22 protein-coding genes are annotated in these 26,709 nt (G+C 60.3%); 15 read left to right on the forward strand and 7 right to left on the reverse strand.

Going from position 1 to position 26,709, the window contains the following annotated elements:
- Positions 1 to 123: 123 nt before the first annotated feature.
- The gene (locus QSK43_RS25045) at positions 124 to 1,953 is read right to left on the reverse strand and encodes a monovalent cation:proton antiporter-2 (CPA2) family protein (protein WP_332305740.1); all 1,830 of its coding nucleotides are present in this window, start codon (positions 1,951 to 1,953) and stop codon (positions 124 to 126) included.
- A 116-nt stretch (positions 1,954 to 2,069) separates the two neighbouring features.
- On the opposite strand from QSK43_RS25045, the gene QSK43_RS25050 reads away from it, so the two are divergent.
- The 6 genes from QSK43_RS25050 (at position 2,070) to lpxK (ending at position 8,095) form a co-directional block, all read left to right on the forward strand.
- Positions 2,070 to 3,416, forward strand: coding sequence for a TldD/PmbA family protein (locus QSK43_RS25050; RefSeq protein ID WP_332305741.1), 1,347 nt, complete (start codon positions 2,070 to 2,072; stop codon positions 3,414 to 3,416).
- Between the two features lie 93 nt (positions 3,417 to 3,509).
- Entirely contained in the window at positions 3,510 to 4,316 is an 807-nt protein-coding gene (locus tag QSK43_RS25055) for a 3'(2'),5'-bisphosphate nucleotidase CysQ (RefSeq protein WP_332305742.1), read from the forward strand.
- A gap of 61 nt (positions 4,317 to 4,377) precedes the next feature.
- Positions 4,378 to 4,617 (forward strand): DUF4170 domain-containing protein, encoded by a 240-nt coding sequence (locus QSK43_RS25060; RefSeq protein WP_045024033.1) that lies wholly within the window; start codon positions 4,378 to 4,380, stop codon positions 4,615 to 4,617.
- Positions 4,618 to 4,830: 213 nt separating this feature from the next.
- Positions 4,831 to 6,153: a lipid IV(A) 3-deoxy-D-manno-octulosonic acid transferase gene (waaA, locus tag QSK43_RS25065; RefSeq protein ID WP_332305743.1), complete on the forward strand. Its 1,323-nt coding sequence runs from the start codon at positions 4,831 to 4,833 to the stop codon at positions 6,151 to 6,153.
- Complete coding sequence (locus QSK43_RS25070) at positions 6,147 to 6,887, forward strand: HAD family hydrolase (RefSeq protein ID WP_332305744.1); 741 nt, start codon at positions 6,147 to 6,149, stop codon at positions 6,885 to 6,887. The genes waaA and QSK43_RS25070 overlap by 7 nt, the downstream gene beginning before the upstream one ends.
- A gap of 161 nt (positions 6,888 to 7,048) precedes the next feature.
- Positions 7,049 to 8,095, forward strand: a complete 1,047-nt coding sequence (gene lpxK / locus QSK43_RS25075) for a tetraacyldisaccharide 4'-kinase (protein WP_332305745.1) — start codon at positions 7,049 to 7,051, stop codon at positions 8,093 to 8,095.
- 205 nt (positions 8,096 to 8,300) lie between these two features.
- On the opposite strand, the gene QSK43_RS25080 is transcribed toward lpxK, so the two are convergent.
- Both QSK43_RS25080 and mutL read right to left on the reverse strand, forming a co-directional pair.
- Positions 8,301 to 8,522 (reverse strand): DUF2093 domain-containing protein, encoded by a 222-nt coding sequence (locus QSK43_RS25080; RefSeq protein WP_332305746.1) that lies wholly within the window; start codon positions 8,520 to 8,522, stop codon positions 8,301 to 8,303.
- 139 nt (positions 8,523 to 8,661) lie between these two features.
- Positions 8,662 to 10,482: a DNA mismatch repair endonuclease MutL gene (gene mutL / locus QSK43_RS25085; protein WP_332305782.1), complete on the reverse strand. Its 1,821-nt coding sequence runs from the start codon at positions 10,480 to 10,482 to the stop codon at positions 8,662 to 8,664.
- A gap of 408 nt (positions 10,483 to 10,890) precedes the next feature.
- On the opposite strand from mutL, the gene QSK43_RS25090 reads away from it, so the two are divergent.
- Both QSK43_RS25090 and QSK43_RS25095 read left to right on the forward strand, forming a co-directional pair.
- On the forward strand, positions 10,891 to 12,510 hold the full coding sequence (locus QSK43_RS25090; protein WP_332305783.1) for a response regulator: 1,620 nt from the start codon (positions 10,891 to 10,893) through the stop codon (positions 12,508 to 12,510).
- A gap of 141 nt (positions 12,511 to 12,651) precedes the next feature.
- Complete coding sequence (locus tag QSK43_RS25095; RefSeq protein WP_045024024.1) at positions 12,652 to 14,004, forward strand: putative bifunctional diguanylate cyclase/phosphodiesterase; 1,353 nt, start codon at positions 12,652 to 12,654, stop codon at positions 14,002 to 14,004.
- A gap of 44 nt (positions 14,005 to 14,048) precedes the next feature.
- Here the strand turns inward: QSK43_RS25095 and QSK43_RS25100 are convergent, their stop codons facing one another.
- The 4 genes from QSK43_RS25100 to QSK43_RS25115 form a co-directional block, all read right to left on the reverse strand.
- On the reverse strand, positions 14,049 to 14,936 hold the full coding sequence (locus tag QSK43_RS25100) for an SMP-30/gluconolactonase/LRE family protein (RefSeq protein ID WP_332305747.1): 888 nt from the start codon (positions 14,934 to 14,936) through the stop codon (positions 14,049 to 14,051).
- Positions 14,937 to 14,940: 4 nt separating this feature from the next.
- The gene (locus QSK43_RS25105) at positions 14,941 to 15,570 is read right to left on the reverse strand and encodes a 2-dehydro-3-deoxy-6-phosphogalactonate aldolase (RefSeq protein WP_332305748.1); all 630 of its coding nucleotides are present in this window, start codon (positions 15,568 to 15,570) and stop codon (positions 14,941 to 14,943) included.
- Positions 15,571 to 15,649: 79 nt separating this feature from the next.
- Positions 15,650 to 16,564 carry a 2-dehydro-3-deoxygalactonokinase gene (locus QSK43_RS25110; RefSeq protein ID WP_332305749.1) on the reverse strand — a complete coding sequence of 305 codons (915 nt, stop codon included), beginning with the start codon at positions 16,562 to 16,564 and terminating at the stop codon, positions 15,650 to 15,652.
- Entirely contained in the window at positions 16,564 to 17,334 is a 771-nt protein-coding gene (locus QSK43_RS25115; RefSeq protein WP_332305750.1) for an SDR family NAD(P)-dependent oxidoreductase, read from the reverse strand. Before QSK43_RS25115 ends, QSK43_RS25110 begins: the two co-directional genes overlap by 1 nt.
- 84 nt (positions 17,335 to 17,418) lie before the next feature.
- Between QSK43_RS25115 and QSK43_RS25120 the strand changes: the two genes are divergently transcribed.
- The 7 genes from QSK43_RS25120 to QSK43_RS25150 all read left to right on the forward strand — a co-directional run bounded on the left by QSK43_RS25120 (position 17,419) and on the right by QSK43_RS25150 (position 26,492).
- Positions 17,419 to 18,288: an IclR family transcriptional regulator gene (locus tag QSK43_RS25120; protein WP_332305751.1), complete on the forward strand. Its 870-nt coding sequence runs from the start codon at positions 17,419 to 17,421 to the stop codon at positions 18,286 to 18,288.
- A 187-nt stretch (positions 18,289 to 18,475) separates the two neighbouring features.
- The gene (locus QSK43_RS25125; protein WP_045024015.1) at positions 18,476 to 19,216 is read left to right on the forward strand and encodes a helix-turn-helix transcriptional regulator; all 741 of its coding nucleotides are present in this window, start codon (positions 18,476 to 18,478) and stop codon (positions 19,214 to 19,216) included.
- Between the two features lie 79 nt (positions 19,217 to 19,295).
- Positions 19,296 to 20,519 (forward strand): CmpA/NrtA family ABC transporter substrate-binding protein, encoded by a 1,224-nt coding sequence (locus QSK43_RS25130; RefSeq protein WP_332305752.1) that lies wholly within the window; start codon positions 19,296 to 19,298, stop codon positions 20,517 to 20,519.
- Positions 20,520 to 20,620: 101 nt separating this feature from the next.
- Positions 20,621 to 21,763 carry an Mrp/NBP35 family ATP-binding protein gene (locus QSK43_RS25135; RefSeq protein ID WP_332305753.1) on the forward strand — a complete coding sequence of 381 codons (1,143 nt, stop codon included), beginning with the start codon at positions 20,621 to 20,623 and terminating at the stop codon, positions 21,761 to 21,763.
- A 338-nt stretch (positions 21,764 to 22,101) separates the two neighbouring features.
- On the forward strand, positions 22,102 to 23,079 hold the full coding sequence (gene corA, locus QSK43_RS25140; RefSeq protein ID WP_332305754.1) for a magnesium/cobalt transporter CorA: 978 nt from the start codon (positions 22,102 to 22,104) through the stop codon (positions 23,077 to 23,079).
- Between the two features lie 15 nt (positions 23,080 to 23,094).
- Positions 23,095 to 25,014, forward strand: coding sequence for a potassium transporter Kup (locus QSK43_RS25145; RefSeq protein WP_045020905.1), 1,920 nt, complete (start codon positions 23,095 to 23,097; stop codon positions 25,012 to 25,014).
- Between the two features lie 314 nt (positions 25,015 to 25,328).
- Entirely contained in the window at positions 25,329 to 26,492 is a 1,164-nt protein-coding gene (locus QSK43_RS25150) for a cell wall hydrolase (RefSeq protein WP_332305755.1), read from the forward strand.
- The last annotated feature ends 217 nt before the right edge of the window (positions 26,493 to 26,709 follow it).

Below are 26,709 nucleotides of genomic sequence, written 5' to 3' on the forward strand. Positions count from 1 at the left end.
CCACAGGACGGTGGGGCCAAAACACGGCCTTCCCCCCTGTCAGACGGCCGAAACAAGGTGTTTTGCAACACGCCCCGGCGGGGAGAAGAAACAAGGGGCAACGTCGTGCCATGTACTGGTACATCACAGCGACACTTCTGTTTCGCTGTCTTCCGTGTCCTCTTCCTCCTCGCGCCTCTCCGCCTTGTTCTTCGGCTTCATCAGCGGCTCGGGTTTCACCTCGCGCACCGGCTTGTTGTGCAGCATCTGCCTGCCGGCGGCGAGCCCTTCGACGGCCTGAAGCTCCAGTCTCTGTTCGTCGCGTTCGCGTATGTCGTCGGAGATGGCAAGCGCCCGCTCGCTGTCTATGTCCAGCCCCTCCAGAATGCGCCTGCCGAACAGCAGGCCGGATTCCAGCGTCTCGCGGATTTCGTATTCCACGCCGCGTTTTCTAAGGTCGAGGGAATGCACGCGGTCATAGGAGCGGGCATAGATGCGCACGCTTGGAAATTCCGACTGGATCATGTCGATGATGCGGTCGGTGATTTCCTTTTTATGGGTGCAGACCGCCACGAGATCGGCGCGCTCTATGCCGGCCGCGATCAGCACGTCCTTGCGCGTGCCATCGCCGAAAAAGATGCGGAAGCCGAAACGGGAAGCCTGGCGCACGCGATCGGCGGAACTGTCGATCACGGTTACGTCGCGTCCGCCCGCCAGAAGGATCTGCGAGGCGATCTGGCCGAAGCGTGAGAAGCCGATCATCAGCACATCGGCCCCGGCTCCGTCGAAATCCTCGTCCAGTGTGTCCTCGTCGGCATCCTCCGCCGTCAACCGGCGCGAAACCACGGCTAGCAGCGGCGTCAGTGCCATGGAAAGTGTGACGATGGCAACGAGGATGGAAGCGGTTGCCTGCGGAAACAGGCGGGAGGCGGCGGCCGTGCTGAACAGCACGAAGCCGAATTCGCCGCCCTGCGCCAGAAGCAGAGCGATACGGCTCGATGCATAACGGGACGAACCGGCGATACGGCAAAGGCTGTAGATCACGGCCGCCTTCACCGCCATCATCGCCGGTACGGCGATCAGGATGAGAAGAATGTGCTCGTAAACGATTTTGATATGCAGCGACATGCCGACTGCCATGAAGAACAGCGCCAGAAACAGCCCGCGAAACGGCTCGATATCCGCTTCCAGCTCATGCCGGTAGGAGGATTCCGACAGCATCAGCCCCGCCAGAAGCGCGCCCATGCCCATCGATAGCCCGACGGCTTCCATGATGGCCGCAGCACCGATGACGACGAAGAGCGCGGCGGCGATCATCACCTCCCGCGCACCCGTGCGGGCGATGATCTGGAACATCGGCGTCAGGAGGTAACGCCCGGCCAGCACCATGCCTGCCACCGCGATGATGGAGGCGACGAGATCGTAAGCCATCGAATCCGTCGGCACGTCCGGGCGGTTGGAAAGAATGGTGACGAGGGCGAGAAGCGGGACAATGGCGAGATCCTGAAACAGCAGGATCGAAAAGGAGCGGTTGCCGTGCCGCGTGTTCATGTCGCCGTCATCGGCAAGGATCTGCAGCGCGAAGGCGGTGGAGGAGAGCGCAAGGCCGAAACCCGCGACGAGGCTGCCGCGCGCGTCGATCAGCCCGGCCCACCAGGCTATCGCCGCCAGCACGCTGCCCGTTACCAGCACCTGTGCCAGCCCGAGTCCCAGAATATCGCGCCGCATCTGCCATATGCGCGTCGGCTTGAGTTCGAGGCCGATGATGAAGAGCAGGAAAACGACGCCCAGTTCCGAGACGTTGAAGATGTCCTTCGCATCCGTCACAAGATGCAGGAACGGCCCGATGATGATGCCCGCCACCAGATAACCGAGCACGGTGCCAAGCCCGAGTTTGCGGAAAACGGAGGCCGCGATGACCGCGCCGGCCAGAAGCAGCAAGGGTTCGGAAAAGAGAGCGTCGTGCTCGGTCATGCGGGCTAACTTTCGAATATGGTGGCGACAAAGCCTTGCCGATGGAGAAAGCGGCGTTTCGCCCTTGATGCGGGGTTCCCGGCACAATAAATGGAACAGGAATGAAAGGCCAACTCATGTCCTCAGAAATAGATTCTTCCAAACTTCTCGATCGCGCCAGCCAGCTTGTCGATCTCGCCCGTGCTGCAGGCGCGGATGAGGCGGATGCGGTTGTCGTCCGCTCCCGCTCGCAATCGGTCGGCGTGCGGCTTGGCAAGGTGGAAAGCACCGAATCCTCCGAAAGCGATGATTTCTCACTGCGCGTTTTCGTCGGGCGGCGGGTGGCAAGCGTTTCGGCCAATCCCGGTTTCGACCTGAAGACGCTGGCGGAACGGGCAGTGGCCATGGCGAAGGTTTCGCCGGAAGACCCCTTTGCCTGCCTCGCCGACAAGGAGCGGCTGGCGACCTCCTACGACGATCTCGAGCTTTTCGATGCGACAGAGGTCTCCGCGGATCAGCTGCGTGAGGCGGCACTCGCCTCGGAAGAGGCGGCGCTTGCCGTCAAGGGTGTCAGCAATTCCTCCGGCGCCGGCGCATCGAGCGGCATGGGCGGCCTCGTGCTTGCCACCTCGCATGGTTTTTCCGGCAGCTATATGGGCAGCCGCTTCAGCCGCTCCGTCAGCGTCATCGCCGGCGAAGGCACGAAGATGGAGCGCGACTACGATTTCGACAGCCGCCTTTATTACGCCGATCTGGATGCGGCCGAAGAGATCGGCCGCCGCGCCGGTGAAAAAGTCGTGCGGCGGGTCGGTCCGCGTCAGGTCGATACCGGCAGCAATATTACTGTGGTTTTTGATCCGCGCATCGCGCGTGGTTTCGTCGGCGCCATTGCCGGTGCGATCAACGGCGCTTCGGTTGCCCGCAAGACCAGCTTCCTGCGCGACAGGATGGGGCAGCAGGTTCTGAAAAAGGGTCTTTATCTGACTGACGATCCGCAGATCGTTCGCGGCCCTTCGTCGCGGCCCTTCGATGGCGAGGGTGTCAGGGGCGAAAAAATGACGATGATCGAGGACGGGGTGCTGAAACACTGGTTCCTCTCCACCTCGGCGGCGCGTGAACTCGGCCTTGAAACCAACGGTCGCGGCGTGCGCGGCGGCACGTCGGTATCGCCGTCCTCCACCAATCTCGCGCTGGAGCCGGGCGATATTTCGCCGGAAGATCTGTTGAGGGACGTCGGAACCGGTTTTTACGTCACTGAACTGATTGGCCACGGCGCCAATATGCTCACCGGTGAATATAGCTGTGGTGCGAGCGGGTTCTGGATCGAGAATGGCGAAAAATCCTTCGCCGTTTCCGAGGTCACGATCGCCTCCAACCTGAAGGACATGTTCATGCGGGTCACGCCGGCTAACGATATCGACCGCAAATACGGCGTCGCCGCACCGACGCTTGCCATCGAAGGCATGACGATCGCGGGCAAGTGAGGCGACCTGCGGGTTGTTTTCGTCAGCGCTTTGTGTGCAAGTGCGAAGAGAAAAACAGGCGCGCCGCCTGAGGCGCGCGGAAAAGACGGCAAAATGAACGACATTGCAGAGGCCCGCTGGGCTTCCGATTTGAGGCTTGTCCTCGAAGCCGCGCGCAAGGCGGGTGAGACGGCTCTCGGTTTCTTTCGCAAGGATCCCGAGGTCTGGTGGAAGAATGGCGGCCTTTCGCCGGTAAGTGCTGCCGATTACGCCGCAAATGAAATTCTCGAAACCATCCTGCGCTCCGCCCGGCCGGAATACGGCTGGCTATCGGAAGAGACGGACGACGATACGACACGGCTTGCCCGCTCCACCGTCTTCGTCGTTGACCCGATCGACGGAACGCGCGCCTTCATTGGCGGGCGGGATACGTGGTGCGTCAGCGTCGCGGTCGTGCATGAGGGGCGGCCGGTGGTGGCTGTCCTTGTCGCCCCGGCGCTCGCCGAGGAATTTACCGCCCTTGAAGGCGGCGAGGCGCTGAAGAATGGAAAGCCCATTTCCGCCGCGCGCGAAAATACCGGCATCTTCCATCTGGCAGCACCTGAAGATGTGATCACGCATCTGCCGGACGAGGTGCGGGGCACCGTCAAGCGCATTCCGCATGTGCCCTCGCTCGCCTACCGGCTGGCGATGGTGGCGGACGGCCGCATCGACGGAACGCTGGTGAAGGCGAACTCGCACGAGTGGGATCTTGCCGCCGCCGACCTGATCCTCGAAAGGGCGGGCGGGCGTCTGGTTGGCCTTGATGGAAAGCCTCTGATGTATAATCGCCGTGAGGTGAACCACCCCGCATTGTGCGCCGCAGCAGATTATGCGCTGCCGGCGCTTTTGAAAGCGTTTTCGCACCTGTCCGACGGTTGACGTTTGGCGGGAAATCCCGCAGATGAAGGCCTCTCTCAGTGCTTAAGAAAGAGACAAAGACATGACGGAATCCGGCAAACAGAAACAGCTGCTGCACCTTGTATTCGGCGGCGAACTGGAAAGCCTTCAGGATGTTCAGTTCCGGGATTTGAATGCGCTCGATATCGTCGGCATCTATCCCGACTACGCTTCCGCGCTCACGGCATGGAGATCCAAGGCGCAGATGACTGTCGATAACGCCCATATGCGTTATTTTATCGTGCATATGCACCGTCTTCTCAATCCAGACGATAAAAATTGAGTACCTTTGCCCTTGCGTTGTAATACTATCGGGTGAAGGCGCGTATTTCCGTGATTCCTGCCAAGAAGCAGGCCGGGAATTCGGTTGCGCGAAAATGTGATCGCGCTTTCGTTTCCGATGATAAAAAATGACGCAATTTGAGAAGAAGTAGGCGGCAATAACAACAAAGAACTGGGGAAGGGCATTGCGCGGAATGATCAAGGGCAGAATGTCATGAGCAGCCGTATCGCACGTTTCGCTCTTTCCGGTTACAGGATTGCCGGTATTGCCGCTTATCCGTTTGCCCGGCCCTATCTTTCCTATCGGGCCGCAAAGGGCAAGGAAGACAAGCGCCGCCGCCTCGAACGTTTCGGTTACGCCAGCGCGGAGCGCCCCCGTGGCCCGCTCGTCTGGTTCCATGCCGCAAGTGTGGGCGAAACGCTCGCCCTCATTCCGCTGATCCGCGAAATACGCAAACGCGACATCTACGTGCTTCTGACCACCGGCACCGTCACCTCGGCCGAGCTGACCCGCACCCGGCTTGGCGACGACGTGATCCACCAATATGTGCCGCTCGACATCAAGATCGCGGTCAATCGTTTCCTGTCCTATTGGGCGCCAGACGCCGCCATCACCGCTGAATCGGAAATCTGGCCGGTGACGATGATGGAGCTGGAGCGCCGGCACATTCCGCAGATCAGGGTCAATGCGCGGCTGTCCGACCGCTCGTTCGATCGCTGGAACAACCGGCACGATATTGCTGAAACCTTGTTTTCCAAGCTGGCGCTGGTCGTTGCGCAATCCGATGTCGATGCCGAGCGCTTCCGTGATCTCGGCTCCTGGCCGGTCGTCATTTCCGGTAATCTCAAGGGCGATACCGATCCGCCGCCCTGCGATGAGGCTCTCCTGGAGCACTATCGCAAGCAGGTCGGCACCCGCAAGACATGGGCGGCGATCTCCACCTTCGACGGTGAAGAGAAGGCCGCCGCCACCGTGCATGCGGCGATCAAGTCGCGCAACGGCCAATTGACCATCATCGTGCCGCGTCATCCCGAACGTGGCGACGATGTGGAGGCGATGCTGAAGGGCATGGGGCTGACCGTGGCGCGCCGAAGCCGCAACGATGCGATCACGCCGGAAACCGATATCTTCCTCGGCGATTCCATCGGCGAAATGGGGCTTTACCTGCGGCTCACCGAACTTGCCTTCGTCGGGCGTTCGCTGACGGCTGAGGGTGGGCAGAACCCGCTTGAGCCGGCAATGCTCGGCTGCGCCGTATTGTCAGGCGCGCATGTGCAGAATTTCCGCGAGGCCTATCAGAAGCTGATCCGCGCCGGCGGCGGACGCATCATCCGCGATGTCGAGATGCTGGCCAAGGCGGTGCATTATCTGCTGGTCAACGATAATGAGCGTTACAAGATGATCGATGCCGGCAACCGTGTCATTCAGGATATGCGCGGTGCGCTTTCCGCCACCGTCAAGGCGCTGGAACCCTATATCAACCCGCTCACCGTGACCGCCAAGCTGCAACCGCGGAGCGCCATCGGTTCATGGTAGCGGATATCGGACGTGATGCGACGCAATCGATCGCCGCTGTCCTTTTCGACAAGGACGGCACGCTTTTGGGTTATGACGCAAGCTGGGGGCCGGTAAACCGCGAGCTTGCGGCGATCGCTGCCAAGGGCGACCCCATTCTCGCCGACCGGCTGCTCGCCGCCTGCGGCATGGATCCCGTCACCGGTCATGTGGTTGCCGACAGCCTGCTGGCCGCCGGCAATACGGCGGAAATCGCCGCCGGTCTGGTCGCCGCCGGTTCGCTCTGCGATGTCGGCGAACTGACGAAGCGGCTCGACCGGCTGTTCACCGAGGCGGCGGATAAATCCGTTCCCGTGACCGACCTCAAGGCATTCTTCGCAAGGCTGAAGGCCCGCGGCTACAAGCTTGGCATCGCCTCCAGCGACAACGAAAACTCCATCCGCCAGACGGCCATCCGCTTCGGTTTCGAAAACGATGTCGATTTCGTCGCGGGTTACGACAGCGGTTATGGCACCAAGCCGCAACCCGGCATGGTTCTCGGTTTCTGCAAGGCGATAGGTCTCGGCCCCGAACGCGTGGCGGTGGTCGGTGACAATAATCACGATCTGCACATGGCAAGGAGTGCCGGTGCGGGATTGCGCATCGCGGTTCTAACGGGCACCGGTTCGCGCGAAAGCCTTGGCGCCGATGCCGATTATTGTTTCGACGACATTACGGCACTTGAAGCGCTGCTGCCGGAACGGGTTGCTCAATAATATAAGGTTCCACTTTCCGGCCTTGCGCTGGAAGTCGAGACAGACAAGGGAAACCCACCCAGTCCATTTTTGCAATTTGCGGTTTTTTCTGGCAAACAACCTCCCTGACATGTGACATCCGAACGGAATGCCGTGGGCGATGCGGCCGGGAGCAGGCATATATGGTTTCTGAAGCGCCGCCGTTCTGGTGGCAGAAGGCGGGCTGGCGGGCCTGGCTGTTATCACCTTTTTCGCTTCTCTACGGCAAGGTCGCGGGACGGCGGATGCGCACGGCGAAACGGGCGAGCGTTTCCGTTCCGGTCATCTGCATCGGCAACTTCACCGTGGGCGGAGCGGGCAAGACGCCGACGGCGATGGCGATTGCCAGAGCCGCTGTCGCAAAAGGCCTGAAACCCGGCTTTCTCAGCCGTGGTTATGGCGGCACGCTTGATGTCACCACCCTTGTCGATCCCGCGCTGCACCGCTCGGCCGATGTCGGCGACGAACCCTTGCTGCTGGCGCGTGAGGCGGTGACGGTCATTTCCCGCAAGCGGGTAGAGGGCGCACACCGGCTGGTGAAGGAGGGTGTCGATCTCATCATCATGGATGACGGTTTTCAGAGCGCGCGCCTGACGCTGGATTATGCGCTTGTTGTCATTGATACGGTGCGCGGCATCGGCAACGGCCATCTCGTGCCGGGCGGCCCGGTCCGGGCGCCGCTTGCCGAACAGATGCGGCATATGACCGGAATTCTGAAGGTCGGTAACGGCCATGCGGCCGATCCGCTGGTCAGAATGGCGGCAAAGGCCGCCAAACCCGTTTTCGTCGCCGCGATCAAGCCGCAGGAACCGCAGGATTTCAGGGGAAGGCGTGTGCTGGCCTATGCCGGCATCGCCGATCCGGCCAAGTTCTTCAGAACCGTCGAGGCGTTGGGCGGCGAAATCGTGCTCCAGCGCTCTTTCCCGGACCATCACCATTTCAGCGAAGACGAGATTTCCGACCTTCTGCAGGACGCCAACAGAGAGAACTTGCAGCTGGTGACGACAGCCAAGGACGCCGTGCGCCTCAACGGGCACCAGGGTCGTGCGGAGGAATTGCTGTGGAACAGCCTGGTGATCGAGATCGACATGGTGTTCGACGATCCCAATGCGACGGGAACGATCATCGACACGGCGGTGGCGAACTGCCGCATGCGTGTGCTTAAGGAAAATGCGCGTCCGTCGATTTAGAGGGTGATGGTGAAGTTCGAAACCTCTCCTCCGTCATCCTCGGGCCTGTCCCGAGGATCTGCAACGTATTAATTTTATTGACGTGCTTAGATCCTTGGGACAAGCCCAAGGATGACGCCGCGTCTGGGCGTCGGCAGTCTATTGGAGCTTTTCCCGGACCAAAACCCTGCGCATTTACTGGAAATGCCCCACGCGCCGTTCCCGATCACGCGGGCAGATTGCCCGCCCTGCGTTCGGCTTCCAGCGAGGCGGCGGCATCCACATAGGCCTCCTGCCGGAGGACGCTCCAGTAGCGCAGTTCGTCGACCGGAATGGTCTTGCCGGTGATGGCGCATAAGACATGCGAGCCGGTCTGCACGATCCGGAAGTCTCCATCGAGATATTCGATGACGGCGATGCGGTTTCCGCCTCCCTCAAATCTGTTCATCCGTTTTCGTCTCCTGCTATGTCCTGTCAGTGCATCCAGCCCGAAACGGCGCAGCGTTCTTCTGAACAATCCGGATGCTCCACTTGCTTGGATTTATATCGGCCAATGCCGCCCAAGGCCAGCCTTGCCGGGCCACAGCTCAGCTTCGGCCGAAGAGACGTTCTATATCGGAAAGTTTCAGCTCGATATAGGTCGGACGGCCGTGATTGCACTGCCCGGAACCCGGCGTGTTTTCCATCTGCCGCAAAAGCGCGTTCATCTCCTCCGGCCGCATGCGCCGCCCGGAACGCACGGAGCCGTGGCAGGCCATGGTGGCGGCGACATATTCCAGCTTGTTGGCAAGCGTGGAGGCGGCGTCCCATTCGGCGATTTCGTCGGCAAGCTGCCGCACCAGCCCCTGCACGTTGACCTCGCCGAGCATGGCGGGTGTTTCCCGGACGGCGACCGCCCCCGGCCCGAAACGCTCGATGACCAGACCCAGCGCATCGAAGCCCGCCGCATGGTCCATCAGCCGGTCGCAATCCTCCTCGGGAAGGTCGATGATTTCAGGGATGAGCAGCACCTGTGAGGGCGGGCGTCTGGAATGCAGCGCATTGCGCATTTCCTCGAATACCAGCCGCTCGTGCGCTGCATGCTGGTCGACGATGACGAGGCCGTCTTCCGTCTGCGCGACGATGTAGTTCTGGTGCAACTGCGCCCGCGCGGCCCCGAGCGGGTAAAGCGCCGGTTCCGGCGACGGGCTTGCGGAGGCCTCGTAAGCCTCGCGAGGTTCCGCCCGCGCTGTCGGCATGGTGATGTCGGAAAAGCGCGATTGCACGGCTTCCGCAAATTGCATGTCCCCGAAAACGGCAAGCGGCCGCGAAGGGGAGGTCGCGGCGGACCATGCTGCGGAGGCAGAGGGGCGAAGATTGGACGGGCTGTAGCCGGGGCGGAAGGCGTTCATCATCTGGCTGGCGCCAGTCGTCGCCGCCCTGTCGCCGTCACGCGTCAGCGCCTGGCGGATTGCGCCGACAATCAGCCCGCGAACGAGGCCGGGATCGCGGAAGCGCACATCGGATTTGGCCGGATGCACGTTCACATCCACAAAGGCTGGATCGAGCGTGAGCGACAGCACCGCGACCGGGTATCGCCCGTGTGGTACCGTTTCGGCATAGGCACCGCGAATGGCCGATAAAAGTAGTTTGTCCTGCACCGGGCGGCCGTTGACGAAGACATATTGATGCGCAGAGTTGCCACGATTGAAGGTCGGCACACCGGCAAAACCGGTGAGCGTCACATCCTCGCGCCCGGCATCGATCTCGATGGCGTTGTCCTTGAATTCTGCGCCCAGAATTTGCGCCATGCGGGCCAGATGGTCGTCGCCGGTCGAGGGGATTTCGAGCGTGGAACGGTCGGTGCCTGACAGCACGAAGCGGATATGCGGAAAGGCAATCGCCATCCGCTTGACGACCTCGGTAATGGCGGCCGCTTCCGCCCGTTCGGTCTTCAGGAACTTCAGCCGCGCGGGTGTGGCGAAAAACAGGTCGCGCACCTCGACGATGGTGCCGGCATTCGAGGCGGCGGGCCGCACCTCGGAGACCTTGCCGCCCGTGACCGAAATCACCGAACCCTGTTCCGCGCCCTGTTGCCGGCTGGTAATCGAAAGCTTGGCGACCGAGCCAATGGAGGGCAGGGCTTCGCCACGGAAACCGAGCGTGCGGATATCGTCAAGCGTATTGGATATTTTCGAGGTGCAATGACGCCGGACCGCAAGCTCCAGATCGGCGGGCGACATGCCGGAGCCGTTATCGGTGATGCGCACCAGTCCCTTGCCGCCGCCCGCCGTGGCGATCTCGATCCGCGTTGCGCCGGCGTCGATGGCATTTTCCACCAGTTCCTTCGTAGCGCTGGAAGGTCTTTCGATGACCTCGCCGGCGGCGATCTGGTTGATGAGGGTTTCTGAGAGCTGCTTGATGGCCATGATCGTCATTTTCGCGGATTCGTCACGGCTTCGAAAGCAAAAAACTCAACTCGTAAAAGTTTGCACATGTTTTGCGGTATATTGGGCATTTGATCATTTCCGTCCACATCGGGTTAAGCGTTAATCCGCCTTTAATCGGCCTTGCATATGGTGAGACGGCTTGAAATGACCGCAGGAACGAGGCCTCCTTCGCAGGGTGGTGTGTGACGTCGACTATGGGTGAACGTCATCTTCCCCTCAAGACTGCTTCAAGTGGCGAACCCTGATGTCTCTTTTTCGGAATTTACCGTTTCATCCCGGCATTTGCCCCGGACGATTCCAATAGAAACATAAGCCTGACCCTGAAAAACAGGTGGGAGTTTGCAGTTGAGTGATTTGGCGTCCTCCGGCGCGGGCGTTCATACGGTGATGCTTGATGCCCTTTGCGACGCGCTTGGCGCGGCGATCGTCGTTTATGACCGGAACGATCACATTGTTTTCGCAAGCCGGAAGCTTTTGAGTTTTTTTCCACTGGAGGAGGCCGTTATCGGGCCGGGCGCGCGGCTGCGCGACTATCTGAGCGCGCTTTACGATTGTTATCTTCTGGAAGTGGAAAGCCTGTCCGGCAATGCCCGGCAGCTGGGACGCGAGGAATGGGTCGGCGAGCGGCTGGCGCTGCACTGGAAGGAACGGTCGGAAAAAACCGAACGGCTGAAGGGAGAGCGCTTCCTGCGCTTCGTCATGAACCGCCTGCCTTCCGGCCTCGGCATCAGTGTCATCGCCGATATTTCCGAACAGAAGAAAAGAGAAGAACAGTGGCGCATCGACCTTGAGCGTGTGCAGCTGATCGAAGACATTCTCGACAATCTGCCGTTTCCGGTTTTCGTCAAGGATCGAAACCTGGCCTATGCGGCCGTGAACAAATCCGGCTGCGCCATGGTCGAGACCAGCGCCGAGAGTATTCTTGGCCGCACCGTTTTCGATCTGCATTCGCGCAAGGTCGCAGGCCGGATCGACGCCGCCGATCGCATGGTGCTGGATAGCGGCACACCGAGCATTCTTCCCGAAAGGGTGAGACGTCTGAATGGCGAGGAGGTGCTGGCGATTACCCGCAAGCAGCGTGTGGGCCGGCCGGGCCGGTATTTCCTGGTGACGACGATGGAGGATGTGACCGCGCTCGCCACCATCGACGCGAACGGCATGCCGGTCATCCCCTCGCTCGAACATGTCGCTTTCGTCGCCTCCACCTATGGCAAGGACGACGACCACGATGCCGCAAGCGGCGCGCTGAAAAGCAAGGCGGTGCTGGTGGTGTCCGAAAACGGGCGCTTCACTGACGCTGCCGGCCGCCGGCTGACCGCAGGCGGTATCGATCATGCCGCGGTGACGAGCGAGGAGGAACAGCGCAGCTTCATCGATATCGCCGCCTCCGCAGGTGTGGGTATCGATGTCGTCGTCGTCGACGCCCAGATGAGCGTCGCATGCCTCGATATCGCGGCCGCGCATGGCCTGCCCGTCGTTACAATCGAGGAAGAGGAGATCGACGCTTCCCTGCTGCATTATCTCGCCGTCGGCTTCAAATCGCCTCCAGGTGAGAAATCCTCCGAGGAAGATTGGGAGATCATGACCGAAGACCTGCCCAAAATTCTCAAGACCGGCGGTGTCGGCGAGATACTTCTTGTTGAGGACAACAGGGTCAACCAGATCGTTTTTTCGCAGATTCTTGAAGGTCTGGGGCTTTCCTACCGGCTCGCCACATCGGGTGAAGAGGCGTTGCGCCTTTTTGCGGAACTGGCGCCGTCCGTCGTCCTGCTCGATACGACGCTCGGCGATATCGACGGTTTCGAGGTCGCGCGCCGCATGCGCGCACTGGCTGGCGATGAGCGCATCCCCATTGTCGGCGTCATCACCCACGCCTTCGAGGGCGACCTCGACAAATGCCTGGCGGCGGGCATGGAGGACATGCTGCTGAAACCCGTCAGCCCCGATATGGTCGAGGCGGTTTTCCTGCGCCTTTTCGGCAAGGATACCCTGCGGCGGCAAGCCTGAAATTTTTCCACTCGGACATTTTTATACGAGTTGCTGACCTTCCGAAAACGCTGCCGCATTTTCGGTTCGCGGTTCTATGGCTTTTTTAATACTTGCCCTGCATTGTGATCGCGGTCGACACGGGATTCACGAGATGCAGGAATGAAAAGGGCAGAGCCGCAAGCGTTGCAGGTCAGCCAGAACGAGCTGCAAGCGATGGCTTACAGCGATCCGCTGACGGGGCTTGGCAATCGTTATCGTTTGCGGGACAAGATCCGCATGCTCGCCAGCGAGCGCTCCAGCGACCCCGCGCCCTTCACTGTCGGCATTGCGAATATAGACGGTTTCAAACCCATCAACGATCTTTTCGGCGTGCAGGCGGGCGATGAGATTTTGTGCCAGGTCGCCCATCGCCTGAAGGCCTGCGTTCCTGATGGCGCCATCGTCACGCGCCATGACGGCGACGAATTCGCTTTCGTGCTGCCGCTGGTGTTCGAGCGCACCGGTGCGGAGCGCATCGGCAACATGATCAAGGACGTGCTCTCTGCCCCTTACGATCTCGGCGATCGCAACGTCCGGCTTTCCTCTTCCTTCGGTTTCGCCATCTACCCCTTCGCCGGCGATGATTTCGACGACTTGCTGAAAAGCGCCGAGACGGCGCTCTATCGGTCCAAGCGACGCGGCCGTGGCCAGATAACGGTCTACTCGCGTGAGATAGCGCAGGAGATGAAGCGCGCCACCCAGCTGGAACAGGCTTTGCGAAACGCCATCATCACCGATGTGATCGATGTGCATTTCCAGCCCATCGTCAGGCTGGAAGAAGCGAAGGTCATCGGTTTCGAGGCGCTAGCCCGCTGGAACGACCCCGATCTCGGTTTCGTGTCGCCGGCCGTTTTCGTGCCGCTTGCCGAAGAACGCGGTTTCATCGACGCGCTGTCCGAAGCCCTGCTTCGAAAGGCGGCGGAAGCGGCCCTGTTCTGGCCGCGCGAGCTTTTCCTGTCCTTCAACCTGTCCTCCGCACAATTGATGGACCCCGGCACGGCTGACAATATTCTCTCCATCCTGTCGCGTGTTGGCCTCGATCCCCATCGGCTGGAGCTTGAAATCACCGAAACGGCTGTCATGACATCCGCCGATACCGCGCAGCGCATCATCAGTGAATTGCAGGGCGCAGGCGTCCGCATCTCCCTCGACGATTTCGGCACCGGCCAGTCAAGCCTCGGCCGCCTGCGCGACTTCACCTTCGACAAGGTCAAGATCGACCGCGCCTTCGTGTCCCGCATCAGCAGTGACCGTCCCTCGGAACATATCATCAAGGCCATCGTCGCCATGTGCGAAGGGCTGGATCTCGAGGTCGTGGCCGAGGGGATAGAGGAGCGGGCGGAAGAGGAAAAGCTGCGCGCTCTGGGCTGCGCCATGGGGCAGGGCTATTTTTACGGCCGCCCCGTCGATGCCGCCGCCACCCAGCGTTATCTGCACGAGAATTATCGCGAGATACTGTCGGATATTCCCTGAGGCATATGCGGGACCGCCGCCTATACCAGCGGTCCCTGTATCTCCTAGAGCCTGTAGAGCGGTTCGAACCTGCCCTTGACCTCAATCCCGAGTTCGAATGTCTTCCCATGCTGCGGATTGGCGGCCATGGCGTCGTCGTCGAGATGTTCGCAGGCGGAGGTGACGAGAAGGCGCGATGCATCGGGACCGATGAAGGCCGGGCAGGTCGTCTGTTTCGCTGGCACCAGATATCGTTCGATATGGTTGCCGTCCGCATCGTAATGATCGACAGCTCCCACGCCCCAGCGGGCGTTCCAGATATGCCCTTCGGCATCGCAGACCGAGCCGTCCACACCGCCGTCTATGCCGGCGGAATCGATGAAGACCTCGGCCTTGCCGGATGGAAGGCCCGTCTGCGCATCGAGCGACACCTTCATCAGCCGGTTGACCTTGGTGTCGACGTAATATCCGGTCTCGCCATCGGGTGAAAAGCAGATCGAATTCGGAATGCTGATGTCGGCAAACAGCTTCGTGACGGTGCCTTTGGCGACGTGGTAGATGCTACCCGCGCCGGGTTCCGCCTTCCTGCCCATGGTGCCTATCCAGAGCGCACCGGAGGGATGCACGCGTCCGTCATTGGAGCGGTTGCCGGGTAGGTCCTTTTCCAGCTCCGCATGCAGCGTCAGCACGCCGGTCGCCGTGTCGCGAAGGAAAAGACCGTCGTCGGATGCGATCAATTGTTTGCTGTCGCTGATCTTGGCCAGTGCGCTGCCCATGAAGGGCAGGGCATGCACGCTCTTGCGGCCGGAAGCGAGATGCAGTTCATGCAGCTCCCGCCCGAGAATATTGAACCACCATGCGGTGCCGGTCGCCGGATCGAAGGTTGGGCCTTCGCCGAGTGTCATCGGCGTTTCGTCAAGGGTGCGTCCGGCAAAGGGAAAAACACTCGCCAAGCTCTTATCCTCCGATTGCTGCGTCATAGGCCGAAAGCGTGACGGTGGCGCGCTCGCGCACGTCCGCCGCTGTCATGCCGGGCTTGTAGAGGCTGGTGCCAAGGCCGAAAGCAAGGATACCGGCTTTGGTATATTCGGCGAAATTCCTGTCCGAAACGCCGCCGACGGCGGCGATGAGCAAATCCTTGGGCAGGATCGTCCGGATCGCATTGATGCCCGCGGGGCCGATGATGCTGGCGGGAAAGAACTTCAGCCCGGTTGCCCCGGCCTTTGCCGCAACCAGCGCCTCGGTGGGGGTCAAAACGCCCGGCATCGTCACCATGCCCTTGACGCGGGCGGCGACGATCACGTCGGCATCGGCGTTGGGGCTGACCATCAGCTTGCCGCCGGCTGCGTCCAGAGACGCCACGTCTTCTACGCTGAGCACCGTGCCTGCGCCGATCAGGCAATCGGCGGGCGCCATTTTCGCGGCGATCTCGATCGAACGGAAGGGATCGGGCGAATTGAGCGGGATTTCGATGGCGCGGAAGCCGGTCTCGATCAGCGCGCCGACGACGCCTTCGGTTTCCTCGGGCTTGACGCCACGCAGAATGGCGATCAGCGGATATTGCATGGAAGGGAAGGGAATACGCATGATGGGGTCTTTCGTCCTTGAGCGGGATGGCGAAAAGTGTGAGCGGTTTTCGCCTGAAATCCCGCTCTGATGATAAATTCTATGACCAGATGGCATTTGCGGCGGCCAACAATCCGCGCCGCACGGCCTCGTCTGCATCGATGACTGTATATTGAATCTCAAGGGCTGCGAATGCACCCTCGTAAAGTGCACCGAGCGCGCCGGAGCCGATCAGCACCACCGGCGTGTCCCGCCGCGCTGTGGAATGCGCGCCGGCGATTTCCAGACCGATCATGATGCCGGAAAGCCTGGCCTTGGCGTCTGTTGCGGTGAGGCCGTGCAGCAATTGCCCGGAGCGCAGCGTGAACAGGCGGTTGGTGGCGAGCTGCGGAGCGGCGTAGATATCGCGCACCGCCGCCCTGAAGGCCTCATGCTCGCCGGTAAAGGCTTCCGCCTCGGCCACCGCATGGGAAAGGATGGTCTGTTTCGAGACGACTTCGAACATCTCACCCGTCATGAAGGTGGCAAAGCCGATGACGTCGCTGCCTTCGACCGTTACCCATTTGGAATGGGTGCCGGGCATGCAGACCAGCTTCTTGCCAGCGGCCGAGGAGGCAAGCGCGCCGAGCAGTTGCGTTTCCTCGCCGCGCATCACATCCGGCGCGTTTTTGTCCCGTTGCGCCAGCCCCGGCAGAATGCGGACATCCCGCTCCTGACCCGGCACGCGAACCGCACCATCAAGAACTGCGGAAAGCGATGTCGGCACGTCTATATAGCCAGCCTCGACCCAGCCCTGCCGCGCGCCCGCCATTCCGCAGACGAGAACCGGCAGGTTTTCCGGCGCGCCGATGGCGTCAAGCTGCGATTGCAGCACCTCGGCAAAACCGGTCCGCATGGCGGTCGTCATGCCTTCAGCGCTTCTGCGCTCGGCCAGCACCGCGCCGGACCGGCTGAGCAACCAGAGCCGGAAACTGGTCGTGCCCCAGTCGACGGCGATAAAAGCGGGTTCGGACATTATAACAGGCCTCCGTCTACGATTATGGATTGTGCGGTGATGGCGCTCGATGCCGATGATGCGAGAAACAGGCACGGCCCCGCCAGATCGGCGGCGACCAGCGTGCGCTTGAGGCATTGCCGCGCCGTGGTCGAGGTGACAGCGTCGTCCGTCAGCCACAATTCCTTCTGCCGCTCCGTCACGATCATGCCGGGCAGCAGCGTATTGACGCGGATATTTTCCGGCCCCAGCCTGCCGGCGAGGCTTTTCGTCAGGCCGATGATGCCGGCCTTGGCCGCAGCATAGGAGGGAAGCTCGCCCATGTTCAGCAGAAACGAGATCGAGGAAAAATTGATGATGGATGCGTCCTTGGCCTGCCTCAGATGCGGAAGCGCGGCCTGAACCGTGAAGAACATCTGCTTGAGATTGACGGCCTGATTGGCGTCCCAATAGGCTTCCGTCACGGTGTCTATATCGTGGCGGTCGTCCCATGCGGCATTATTGACGAGCACCTTGATGCCGCCGGTCGCAGACGCCGCCGTATCCACGGTCTGCCTGATTGCAGCTATGTCGCGCAGATCGGCCCTGAAAAAATGGACCGGATGGCGTGCCGTCTCCGCAAGCCGCGCAGCGAGCGCCACGCTCGGCTCTTCGGCAATGTCGATGAACGAGACCTTCGCGCCCTGCATCGCAAAGGCTTCCACCAGCGATGCCCCGATGCCGGAGCCGCCACCGGTGACGAGCACGCCCGCGTCCTTGAGGTCAGGGAAAAGGGCTTGTGTCATCGGCATCGTCTCATCCAGAAAGGGGCTTGATTGTTCCAATATGTGGAACTAGATTTTACTAAGTGGAATTATTCTCTTGGCCGCAGGCTTATGTCAAGACAGATGACGGTGGATGTTGCCATGCTCGATGGTAAAAAACCCCATGATATGAAGCATGAGGCGGTTCTGATCCCGGAACGAAAAGCGGAAAACGTGACCGGCACGCTTGGAAAGGCCGTTTCGCTTCTGGAGCTTATCGCCTTTGCCGAAAAACCGATGCGCTTCACCGATGTGGTCGAGGCGTGTGGCCAGCCGCGCGGCACGGTCCACCGCCAGCTCGCCCATCTCGTCGCCGAAGGTCTGGTCGATCATGCTAGCGACCAGACCTATGCCGTCGGTCTGCGGCTCCTGCAATTTGCCGCCAAAGCCTGGAGCGGCAACGATCTGCGCAGCGTTGCCGCCCCCCATTTGGCGGCGTTGCAGGAGGCGACGCAGGAATCCGTGCATCTCGCCGTCCTGAACGGCAAGGAAATCACCTATCTGGACAAGATGGAGGGCAGGCACACCTTGCGCATGCATTCGCAGGTCGGCAAGACCTCGCCGGTCTATTGCACGGGGGTGGGCAAAGCCGCGCTGGCCCTGCTCCCTGCCGGTGATCTGGCAGAGCTTGCCGCAAGGCTGGACTTTCACCGCTTCACGGAAAATACGATCGTAACGCCGGAAGCACTGGTGGACGATGTGGCCGCCATTCGCGGCAGGGGCTACGGTTTCGACCTTCAGGAACATGAGATCGGCATTCATTGCGTCGCCGCGCCGGTCCGGGCGTCCGGACGCAATTTTCACGCGGCGATTTCAGTCACCGGTCCAGCCTATCGCGTGGATGTGGAACAGCTTCGGCAATGGGGTCGTCTGGTGCGCGAAACGGCCGATAAAATTTCAGCGGAGCTTGCCTGCCGATTATCTCCGGTTGCGGATGATTGAGGGGCAAAACCGTGAATTTCCGCCACGGAAGCTGCGGATCGAGCGTAAGCTAAGTCTTATTTTCGATTATTCGGAATTAAGTTTCAACTTTTGTTTGCATGAATCGTTTTGGTGAGTAACATCCTCACAATTTCCGGGCAAAGGCAGCCTTTGCAGCGGTTTCTCTCATTTTCAAAGAACAGCTTTCATGCAGAAAACAGAGACGGCCGCCGTTCAGTCGATTGGTGTTGATTGCGTTCGCGAGATCGCCGGTCTGAACACACAATTCGACATATTCCGGTTTTTGAAACGGCTGACGGAGGCGTGGGAGTTCAGGGCTTTCATGGTGCTTGACCTGTCGTCCGAAATGGCGAGCGAACTGTCGCAATGTACCATCATCACCAGCTGGCCGGCCGAGCTTTTGCAGCGTTACGACGAAGAGGGCATGCTGCAGAAAAGCAAGGTAATGGCGCAGTTGAAAAAGTCGACCGCGCCCTTTTCCGTCTCGATGGATTTTCTGGGGGAAGACGACGAACAGATCGCTAGAAAAACGGTGATCGGTCTCTTCGAGCGCTTCGAGATGATCAACTCGGTGTGGTTTCCCGTGCATGACATCACCACGATGCGCGGGGCGGTGTCCTTTTCCGGCAACAAGACGATATTACCCACCAGCCGGCTCGCGGAACTTTTTTACATTTCCAGCCACATCTTTGCCCGGCTATCTGAAATCCGCCGCCTCGATCTGCGGGTTCCCGAGACATTGAACGAGCGGGAGATAGACTGTCTGAACTGGACGGCCGCCGGCAAGACCAGCGCCGAAATCGCTGAAATCATGAAGCTGTCGGAACATACCATCAATCATTACCTGAACCGCGCAACGAAAAAACTCGACACGGTCAACCGCACCCAGGCCGTCGCCAAGGCTCTCCGCGTCGGTCTGATTAAATAGCGAAACCGCAACTTTATCATTGTGATAAACGGGTTCCTGGGCGATCCTTCTTTCGAATCACCGGAAAAGGAGAAATCGTTTGCCGGAACGGCATAAGCTAAAAGCGGGTTTTTCTCCGACTGTCGATTGCGCCGTGCTGATAGCCGCTGCCGAAAAAGGCTTTGCTGCCGATGAAGGCGTTGAACTGGAACTTGTGCGAAAACAATCCGCGCGCGCCGTGCTTGCCGCACTTGGCGAAGACGAAGTTCAGATCGCCCATTTGCCCGCCCCGGTTCCGGTCGGTTCTGCGGTCGGCCTCGATGACCTGCCGGCCGATATCATCGGTGTCTTCACGCTCTCCCTCGGCGGATCGGCAACGACCGTTTCGCATGGATTTTACGACGAACTTTACCGTGAAGGGCTGAAGCTGCCGGACCCGGCGGCCTTTGGGCGGGCGATGGCCCGCGTCTGCGCGGCACGCCGGGCGGCAGGGGAAGGCCTGCCGGTCTTTGCGGTCGAGGATATCGTGTCCACGCCGTTTTATGTGTTGCGCTATCTGCTCGCAAGCTGCGGCGTGCTGCTCGGCAGGGACATGGAAATCGTCGAAGCTCCGCCGAAGTCGATGCCGGCGCTCTTGGCAAGCGGCAAGGTCGATGCACTCTGTACCGCCGAACCGGCCGGCAGCGCCGCGGTGCTGGGCGACACCGGACGGATCGTCACGACCGGAGCGCTGATCTGGCACAATGCGCCGGAAAAAATACTGGCGGTGAAACGGGTCTGGGCGGAGGAGAACGCCACCCTGCTGGAAGGGCTGTTGCGCGCGCTTTACCGAGCCGGAGAATGGTGCGCCAATCCCGCCAATATCGAGGAGCTTACCGGCATTCTCGCAGCGCCCCATTATATTGACGAAAACGGTGAATTCCTGCTTCCGGCGCTGACGGGGTATATTTCCACCTCGCAAAGGGACATGCAGCGTTATCCGGAGTTTTTCGTGACGAGTGCAAAGGCCGCCAATTTTCCCTGGCAGAGCCAGGCCCTGTGGTTTTTCAGCCAGATGTTGCGCTGGGGCGAGGTTTCCGCCGATTGTCGGTTCGATGCGGCCGTGGTGGAGGCGGCGCGCAACGCCTACCGGCCGGACATTTTCCGCAAGGCGATGAGACCGCTTTTCGTGCCGGTGCCGGGCGCGAACATGAAGCTGGAAGGCACGTTGCAGGAGCCGATCCACGTCGGCGCATCGCGCGCGGGTCTCGTCCTCGGCCCGGACAGTTTTTTCGATGGTCGCGTTTTCGACCCGGAAACACTTAACATGGACGACGAAATCTGAGCCCTTGTTCGCGCTTGGGCATTGGCGAAGTGCTCCGGCTTGTCTATGGATGACGCGTAATGCAGCCCTTATCCGGCCGGACGATGTAGTGGAGTAAACATATGGCAGAGGTCAGCAAGCACCAGGTCGAAAAGGCTTTGGAAGCCGTCATCTATCCGGGCAGCGGCAAAAGCATCGTGGCGCTCGGCATGGTCTCGGAAATCTTCATCGCCGACGCCAAGGCCTATTTTTCGATTACGGTCCCGGCCGACAAGGCCGCCGAGATGGAGCCGTTGCGGCTTTCGGCGGAAAAGGCGGCCAGGGGCGTTGAAGGCATCGCCGGCGCTGTCGTCGCGCTGACTGCGGATCGTAAACCCGGCACGCAGCAACCGGCGCCCGCACCAGCACCGGCGCGTCCTGCGGCTGCAACCGGCCGTCCGGCCGCGCAGCCCGGATCGTCAAAGGTCGGCGTTCCCGGCGTCGGCGCCATCATCGCGGTTGCCTCGGGCAAGGGCGGGGTCGGAAAGTCGACCACCGCTGTCAATCTGGCGCTCGGGCTACAGGCGCTCGGCCTCAAGGTCGGTATGCTCGACGCGGACATCTACGGCCCTTCGCTGCCGCGACTGCTGAAAATTTCAGGCCGCCCGAAGCAGCAGGAAGACCGCATCATCATTCCCATGGAAAATTATGGGCTGAAGGTCATGTCCATGGGTTTTCTGGTGGATGAGGAAGCGGCGATGATCTGGCGTGGGCCGATGGTTCAGTCCGCATTGATGCAGATGCTGCGCGAAGTCGCTTGGGGCGAACTCGACGTGCTGGTGCTGGACATGCCGCCCGGTACGGGCGATGCGCAGCTCACCATCGCCCAGCAGGTGCCGCTTGCAGGCGCCGTCATCGTCTCCACGCCGCAGGATCTGGCGTTGATCGATGCGCGCAAGGGCATCACCATGTTCCGCAAGGTGGAAGTGCCGCTCCTCGGCGTCGTCGAGAATATGAGCTATTTCATCGCACCGGATACCGGCGCGCGGTACGATATTTTCGGCCATGGCGGGGCAAAGGCGGAAGCTGAGCGGATCGGCGTACCGTTCCTCGGCGAAGTGCCGCTCACCATTTCCATCCGCGAAATGTCGGATGCCGGAACGCCTGTTGTGGCCGCAGAACCGGACGGTCCTCAGGCCGCCATCTATCGCGACATTGCAGAAAAAGTCTGGGCGCGTATCGGTGCGGACGAAAGAAAAGCCGCACCGAGGATCGTTTTTGAATAGCGCATCGACTGCAGAAGAAAAATGGCCGGGCGATTGTTCGGCCAGAATGTTTGTTTAAAAACAGTATATTAACTGGCTGCATCGGGAAGGATCGATGCATTTGAACGCCAGAAATGTGTTGCCTGCAATGCTGTCGCGAGAAAATACTACTTGATTGCGTCTCGCTTTGGGAGCATAGGCCTCCGCCGTTTGCTTCTTGGTCCGTCAGTCTGGCGGGATGTGAAAATCCCGCTGGTTCCAGCGTTCCCTGAAGTGTCGTCCAAAGGTTTGCCGACCTTGAACAGGATATGTTAAGCAGCATTGCGGCTGAAGCCTGCGATGCGGACCGGAGAAACGGATTGATAAAAGCCTATCGCGCCAATTGCGAGGCGATCAGCCTGTCGCCAGACGACGGCTCCGAACAGATTCCCGACGACGTCGTCTGGATCGATCTTATCAATCCGAGCAGGACGGAGGAGCAGCATGTCGAAAAGCTGCTGGGGCTCGATCTGCCCACTCGCGAGGATTTGAAGGATATCGAACCGTCCAGTCGTCTTTATATTCAGGACGGCAATGTCTTCATGACCGCCTCCCTGGTGTGGAAGGCGGATTCGGATGATGCGCGTCTGACCGATGTCGCCTTCATTCTTGCCGGCAAACGTCTGGTGACGATCCGTTATGCCGAGCCGAAATCGTTTCACCTCTTCATCGCCGCCATTACCCGCGTGCCGCACGAGATGCGCAGCGGTGCCGCACTTCTGCTCAAGCTGCTTGAAACCATCGTCGACCGCACGGCGGAAATTCTCGAAAACTCGGTGGCCGGCATAGACAATCTCGCCGCCGATATTCTCGGCAGCCAGGCGCGCAGCAAGCGCAAGGCGCCGCGTTATCTCGAAGATCGCCTGACGAACATCACCGCCTATCACCGGCTGATCTCTAAGGTTCGCGACAGTCTCGCATCGCTTGCACGCCTGCAGACCTTCCTGCACACAAGTGCGCAGGTGCAGCAGGACAAGGAGGCGAGGGAACAGGGCAAATCGATCGCGCGGGATATCCAGTCGCTGACCGAGCATGCCTCCTTCGTTTCCGGCAATCTGACATTCCTGCTGGACGCCTCTCTCGGTATCATCAATATCGAGCAGAATGGCATCATCAAGATATTCTCCATTGCTTCGGTGGTCTTTTTGCCGCCCACCCTGGTGGCTTCGATTTATGGAATGAACTTTCAGCTCATGCCGGAGTTGAACTGGACGTTCGGTTACCCAGTCGCGCTCGTCGTCATGCTGATGTCCGCAATCATCCCGTTTCTCTTTTTTCGCTGGAAGGGCTGGCTCTAAGGAGCCAGGATCATCATGTCTCAGATCGTAGACAAGGACGTTGCCGAGAAACCGGATGCGGACGACAAGCACCAGAACAAGGGGCTCTACGCCGCGATCCTCGGTTCCATCGGCGTCGTTTACGGCGATATCGGCACCAGTCCGCTATATGCCTTCCGCGAAGCCCTGCGACCGATCGCTTATGACGGCGTGACGAGGGACGAGGTCATCGGCCTCACCTCCCTGATGATCTGGTCTTTGACGATCATCGTGACGTTCAAATACATCACGCTTCTGCTGCGCGCCGACAATGACGGAGAAGGCGGCACGCTTTCGCTTCTGGCGCTGCTGATGAAGACGGCGGGCACCCATCGCGGCGTTCTCATCGTACTCGGCCTCATCGGCGCGGCGCTGTTCCTCGGCGATGCGATGATCACGCCGGCGCTTTCCGTGCTGTCGGCAGTGGAAGGCCTGAAGCTGGTCACGCCGGCGATGGACGACTTTATTATCCCGATATCCGTCTGCATTCTTATCGGCCTGTTCGCCATCCAGTCGCACGGCACGGGAACGGTGGCGAAATTCTTCGGACCGATCACGGCCGTCTGGTTCATCATCATGGGGCTGGCTGGCCTCATTCATATCGCCGATGATTTCGGCATCCTCTTCGCCTTCAACCCCTGGCACGCGGTGGAATTTCTGATCGATGAAGGGTTTCACGGCTTTATCGTGCTCGGCGCGGTTTTCCTGACGATCACCGGTGCCGAAGCGCTTTATGCCGATCTCGGGCATTTCGGCCGCCGTCCCATCCAGTGGGCGTGGTTCTGTCTGGTGTTCCCGGCATTGACGCTGAACTATCTTGGGCAGGGCGCGCTGGTGCTGAAAGACCCGGCGGCGATGTCCAATCCGTTCTATCTGATGTTCCCGCAATGGGCGATCCTGCCGGCGGTCATTCTGGCGACCGCCGCCACCATCATCGCCAGCCAGGCGGTCATAACAGGTGCGTTTTCGCTCGTGCGCCAGGCGATCCATCTCGGCTATCTGCCGCGCATGGAAATCCTCTTCACCTCGGAAACCAATACGGGGCAGATCTATCTTCCCGCCGTCAACACCATCCTGCTGTTCGGCGTCGTGGCCCTGGTGATCACCTTCAAGAGTTCGGACGCGCTGGCCACGGCCTATGGCATTTCCGTCACCGGCGCGATGGTCGTCACCAGCCTGATGTTCTTCGAATTCGTCCGCAAACGCTGGCAATGGTCCGTCTGGCTGGCGATTGCCGTGCTCGCGCCGCTTTTGCTGCTGGAACTGATTTTCCTCGGTGCGAACCTGCTCAAGATACATGATGGCGGTTACGTGCCGGTGCTGCTGGCAATCGCCTTCACCATCATCATGACCACCTGGCAGCGCGGCTCGAGAATCCTTTTCGCCAAGACCCGCCGCAGCGATGTGCCGTTGAAGGCTTTCGTCGCATCGGTGGAAAAGGAAAGCGCCCATGCGCCGGTGCGTGTGCCCGGCACTGCGATTTTCCTGACCGGCGACCCGGAGGCCGCACCGGCGGCGTTGCTGCATAATCTCAAGCACAACCACGTCCTGCACGACAAGAACGTGATCCTGACGATCCGCACGGAAGACCAGCCGCGCGTCCGTCCCGAAAATCGTTACACACTGACGAAGCTGAGCGATCGTTTTGCCGTGGTCGAACTGCATTTCGGCTTCATGGAAACGCAGAACGTCACCCAGGCGCTCGGCTATCTCAGGCGCACGGGTTACAAGTTCGACATCATGTCCACTTCGTTCTATCTCGGCCGCCGCAAGCTGGTGCCGGATCCGAAATCGGGCATGCCGGGCTGGCAGAACCGCCTGTTCATCGCGCTTGCCGAAACCGCCGCCGATCCGTCGGATTACTTCCGCCTTCCGGCCAACCGCGTGGTGGAACTCGGGTCTCACGTCGTCGTCTGATAAGTCCACCGCCGTCATTCCGGCCTTGAGCCGGAATCCAGCCAGCCCAAGTCTTTGGGCTGAAAAGACTCTTCCCGCCGTGCAGACGCGTGTCGGCTGGATTCCGGCTCAACGCTGGAATGACGGTGTCGGGAAGCCGTAAATGATGTGACCTATGCCACGCAACGCGCTTTAGCATGTCCTTACACATTAACGTGAAGCCGCGCCCCCGCGCGGCGTTAACCAAGCATCAAGGTTAATAAGAGATTCTCGAACACCTGTAGCAAATATGGTTGTCGGTGTTCGGAGTGCTGGTTTTGCGTTCGAAAAGTGTAATGCGTCGTCGGTCCTCCGCGTCCTTTAAGGTATGGAGTGCGAAATGGGCCTCGCCCGTCGTCTTCGGCCTTGCCGCCTGGCTCGTCTTTCCCTCCATCTCCGCGCGTGCGGATCTCGCCTCGCTTCTGGCCGGGCTGGACAATGGCGGCGAGCAATGGCGCATGGTGCTGACAGCATCTCCGGCGGGCTCCGTACATAATGCCTCGCTCACTTTTAATGATGCGGAAGGCGAGGCGGCGCTGCATGGCAGCGGCATGACCCTGCCTGACGGCCGCAAGGTGGCCTTCGTCACCAACAAGAAAGGTGAAGAGACGACGCCCGATAGCGAGCGCGTCAACCGCGCCGCCAAAAAAGGCCGTATTGTCGCAACCGAAATCATGCAGCCGCCGAAGGCCTTCACCGCCGGTTCCGTTCTGCAGCGCACCAGCATGCTGGATATAGAGCCGCTGAAGCGCAAAGATCGCACGGCTTTCGTCAAGCCGAAACGCGGCAGCGATGTGGAACTCGCCTCCTTCTATTTCCGCCGTGAGGAAAAGAAGGCGGATAGGAGCGTTTCACCGATGCTGGCGGAACTCGTGACCAACCGTACCCCGGACATTCTCGCCACGGCTTATGCGCCGGCCGCACCGGATTTCGCCCGTGAATCGCCGTTCGACGCCATTCTGAAAAAGCCGGAGACCGGGCGTTTCGTGCCGCAGATCAGCGAGGAAGACCATGCCTGGGCGGCCACCCCGCTGCCGGCCGAGGTCTTTTCCGCAGCCGAACAGCAATGCCTCGCATCCGGCATTTATTTCGAGGCGCGCGGAGAATCGGTCAAGGGACAGGCGGCGGTGGCGCAGGTCATTCTCAACCGCGTGCGCAACCCCACCTATCCGAAAACCATCTGCGGTGTGGTCTACCAGAACAAGGACTGGCGCAACCGCTGCCAGTTTTCCTTCGCTTGCGACAATATAAAGGACCGGGTGAATTCCGAACGCCATTGGAAAATGGCGCGCGAAGTGGCCTTGGCCACCACCGCCGGCAAGATCTGGCTGAAGGAAGTCGGTTCGGCGACTCATTATCATGCCGTCTATGTTCGTCCTGCCTGGGGAAAATCCATGAAGAAGGTCGGCAGGATAGGCTTGCACGTCTTTTATCGAACCTATGGTGGCGGCTGGAGCTGATACCACCGCCAATTTGTCGCAATTTGCGTGTCAAAAATGCCGATTCCCTCGCGAAACATCGCCGCCAAACCGCGATTTGGCATCAAGCGATTGTTTTTCAACGATAAATTTGTATCGAAACAAGCTGCGCCAGTGCCTTGACTAGCGAAGCCCCTAAAACTATGTTGCGCGCGACTTCAGAGCGGGCTGGAACAGGCTTAATCCGTCACCGTTTACA

It is taken from the genome of Rhizobium sp. GR12 (assembly GCF_036596185.1).
Classification (GTDB): Bacteria; Pseudomonadota; Alphaproteobacteria; order Rhizobiales; family Rhizobiaceae; genus Agrobacterium; species Agrobacterium nepotum.

What these genes read in the sequence shown, in the direction of transcription:
- mutL (WP_332305782.1), bottom strand. Translation starts at nt 10,482, where the DNA reads ATGGCCATCAAGCAGCTCTCAGAAACCCTCATCAACCAGATCGCCGCC.
- QSK43_RS25150 (WP_332305755.1), top strand. Translation starts at nt 25,329, where the DNA reads ATGCGTCGTCGGTCCTCCGCGTCCTTTAAGGTATGGAGTGCGAAATGG.
- QSK43_RS25145 (WP_045020905.1), top strand. Translation starts at nt 23,095, where the DNA reads ATGTCTCAGATCGTAGACAAGGACGTTGCCGAGAAACCGGATGCGGAC.
- QSK43_RS25050 (WP_332305741.1), top strand. Translation starts at nt 2,070, where the DNA reads ATGTCCTCAGAAATAGATTCTTCCAAACTTCTCGATCGCGCCAGCCAG.
- QSK43_RS25055 (WP_332305742.1), top strand. Translation starts at nt 3,510, where the DNA reads ATGAACGACATTGCAGAGGCCCGCTGGGCTTCCGATTTGAGGCTTGTC.
- QSK43_RS25135 (WP_332305753.1), top strand. Translation starts at nt 20,621, where the DNA reads ATGGCAGAGGTCAGCAAGCACCAGGTCGAAAAGGCTTTGGAAGCCGTC.
- QSK43_RS25070 (WP_332305744.1), top strand. Translation starts at nt 6,147, where the DNA reads ATGGTAGCGGATATCGGACGTGATGCGACGCAATCGATCGCCGCTGTC.
- QSK43_RS25115 (WP_332305750.1), bottom strand. Translation starts at nt 17,334, where the DNA reads ATGCCGATGACACAAGCCCTTTTCCCTGACCTCAAGGACGCGGGCGTG.
- QSK43_RS25120 (WP_332305751.1), top strand. Translation starts at nt 17,419, where the DNA reads ATGTCAAGACAGATGACGGTGGATGTTGCCATGCTCGATGGTAAAAAA.
- QSK43_RS25060 (WP_045024033.1), top strand. Translation starts at nt 4,378, where the DNA reads ATGACGGAATCCGGCAAACAGAAACAGCTGCTGCACCTTGTATTCGGC.
- QSK43_RS25080 (WP_332305746.1), bottom strand. Translation starts at nt 8,522, where the DNA reads ATGAACAGATTTGAGGGAGGCGGAAACCGCATCGCCGTCATCGAATAT.
- QSK43_RS25045 (WP_332305740.1), bottom strand. Translation starts at nt 1,953, where the DNA reads ATGACCGAGCACGACGCTCTCTTTTCCGAACCCTTGCTGCTTCTGGCC.
- QSK43_RS25110 (WP_332305749.1), bottom strand. Translation starts at nt 16,564, where the DNA reads ATGTCCGAACCCGCTTTTATCGCCGTCGACTGGGGCACGACCAGTTTC.
- QSK43_RS25095 (WP_045024024.1), top strand. Translation starts at nt 12,652, where the DNA reads ATGAAAAGGGCAGAGCCGCAAGCGTTGCAGGTCAGCCAGAACGAGCTG.
- lpxK (WP_332305745.1), top strand. Translation starts at nt 7,049, where the DNA reads ATGGTTTCTGAAGCGCCGCCGTTCTGGTGGCAGAAGGCGGGCTGGCGG.
- waaA (WP_332305743.1), top strand. Translation starts at nt 4,831, where the DNA reads ATGAGCAGCCGTATCGCACGTTTCGCTCTTTCCGGTTACAGGATTGCC.
- QSK43_RS25090 (WP_332305783.1), top strand. Translation starts at nt 10,891, where the DNA reads ATGCTTGATGCCCTTTGCGACGCGCTTGGCGCGGCGATCGTCGTTTAT.
- QSK43_RS25105 (WP_332305748.1), bottom strand. Translation starts at nt 15,570, where the DNA reads ATGCGTATTCCCTTCCCTTCCATGCAATATCCGCTGATCGCCATTCTG.
- QSK43_RS25125 (WP_045024015.1), top strand. Translation starts at nt 18,476, where the DNA reads ATGCAGAAAACAGAGACGGCCGCCGTTCAGTCGATTGGTGTTGATTGC.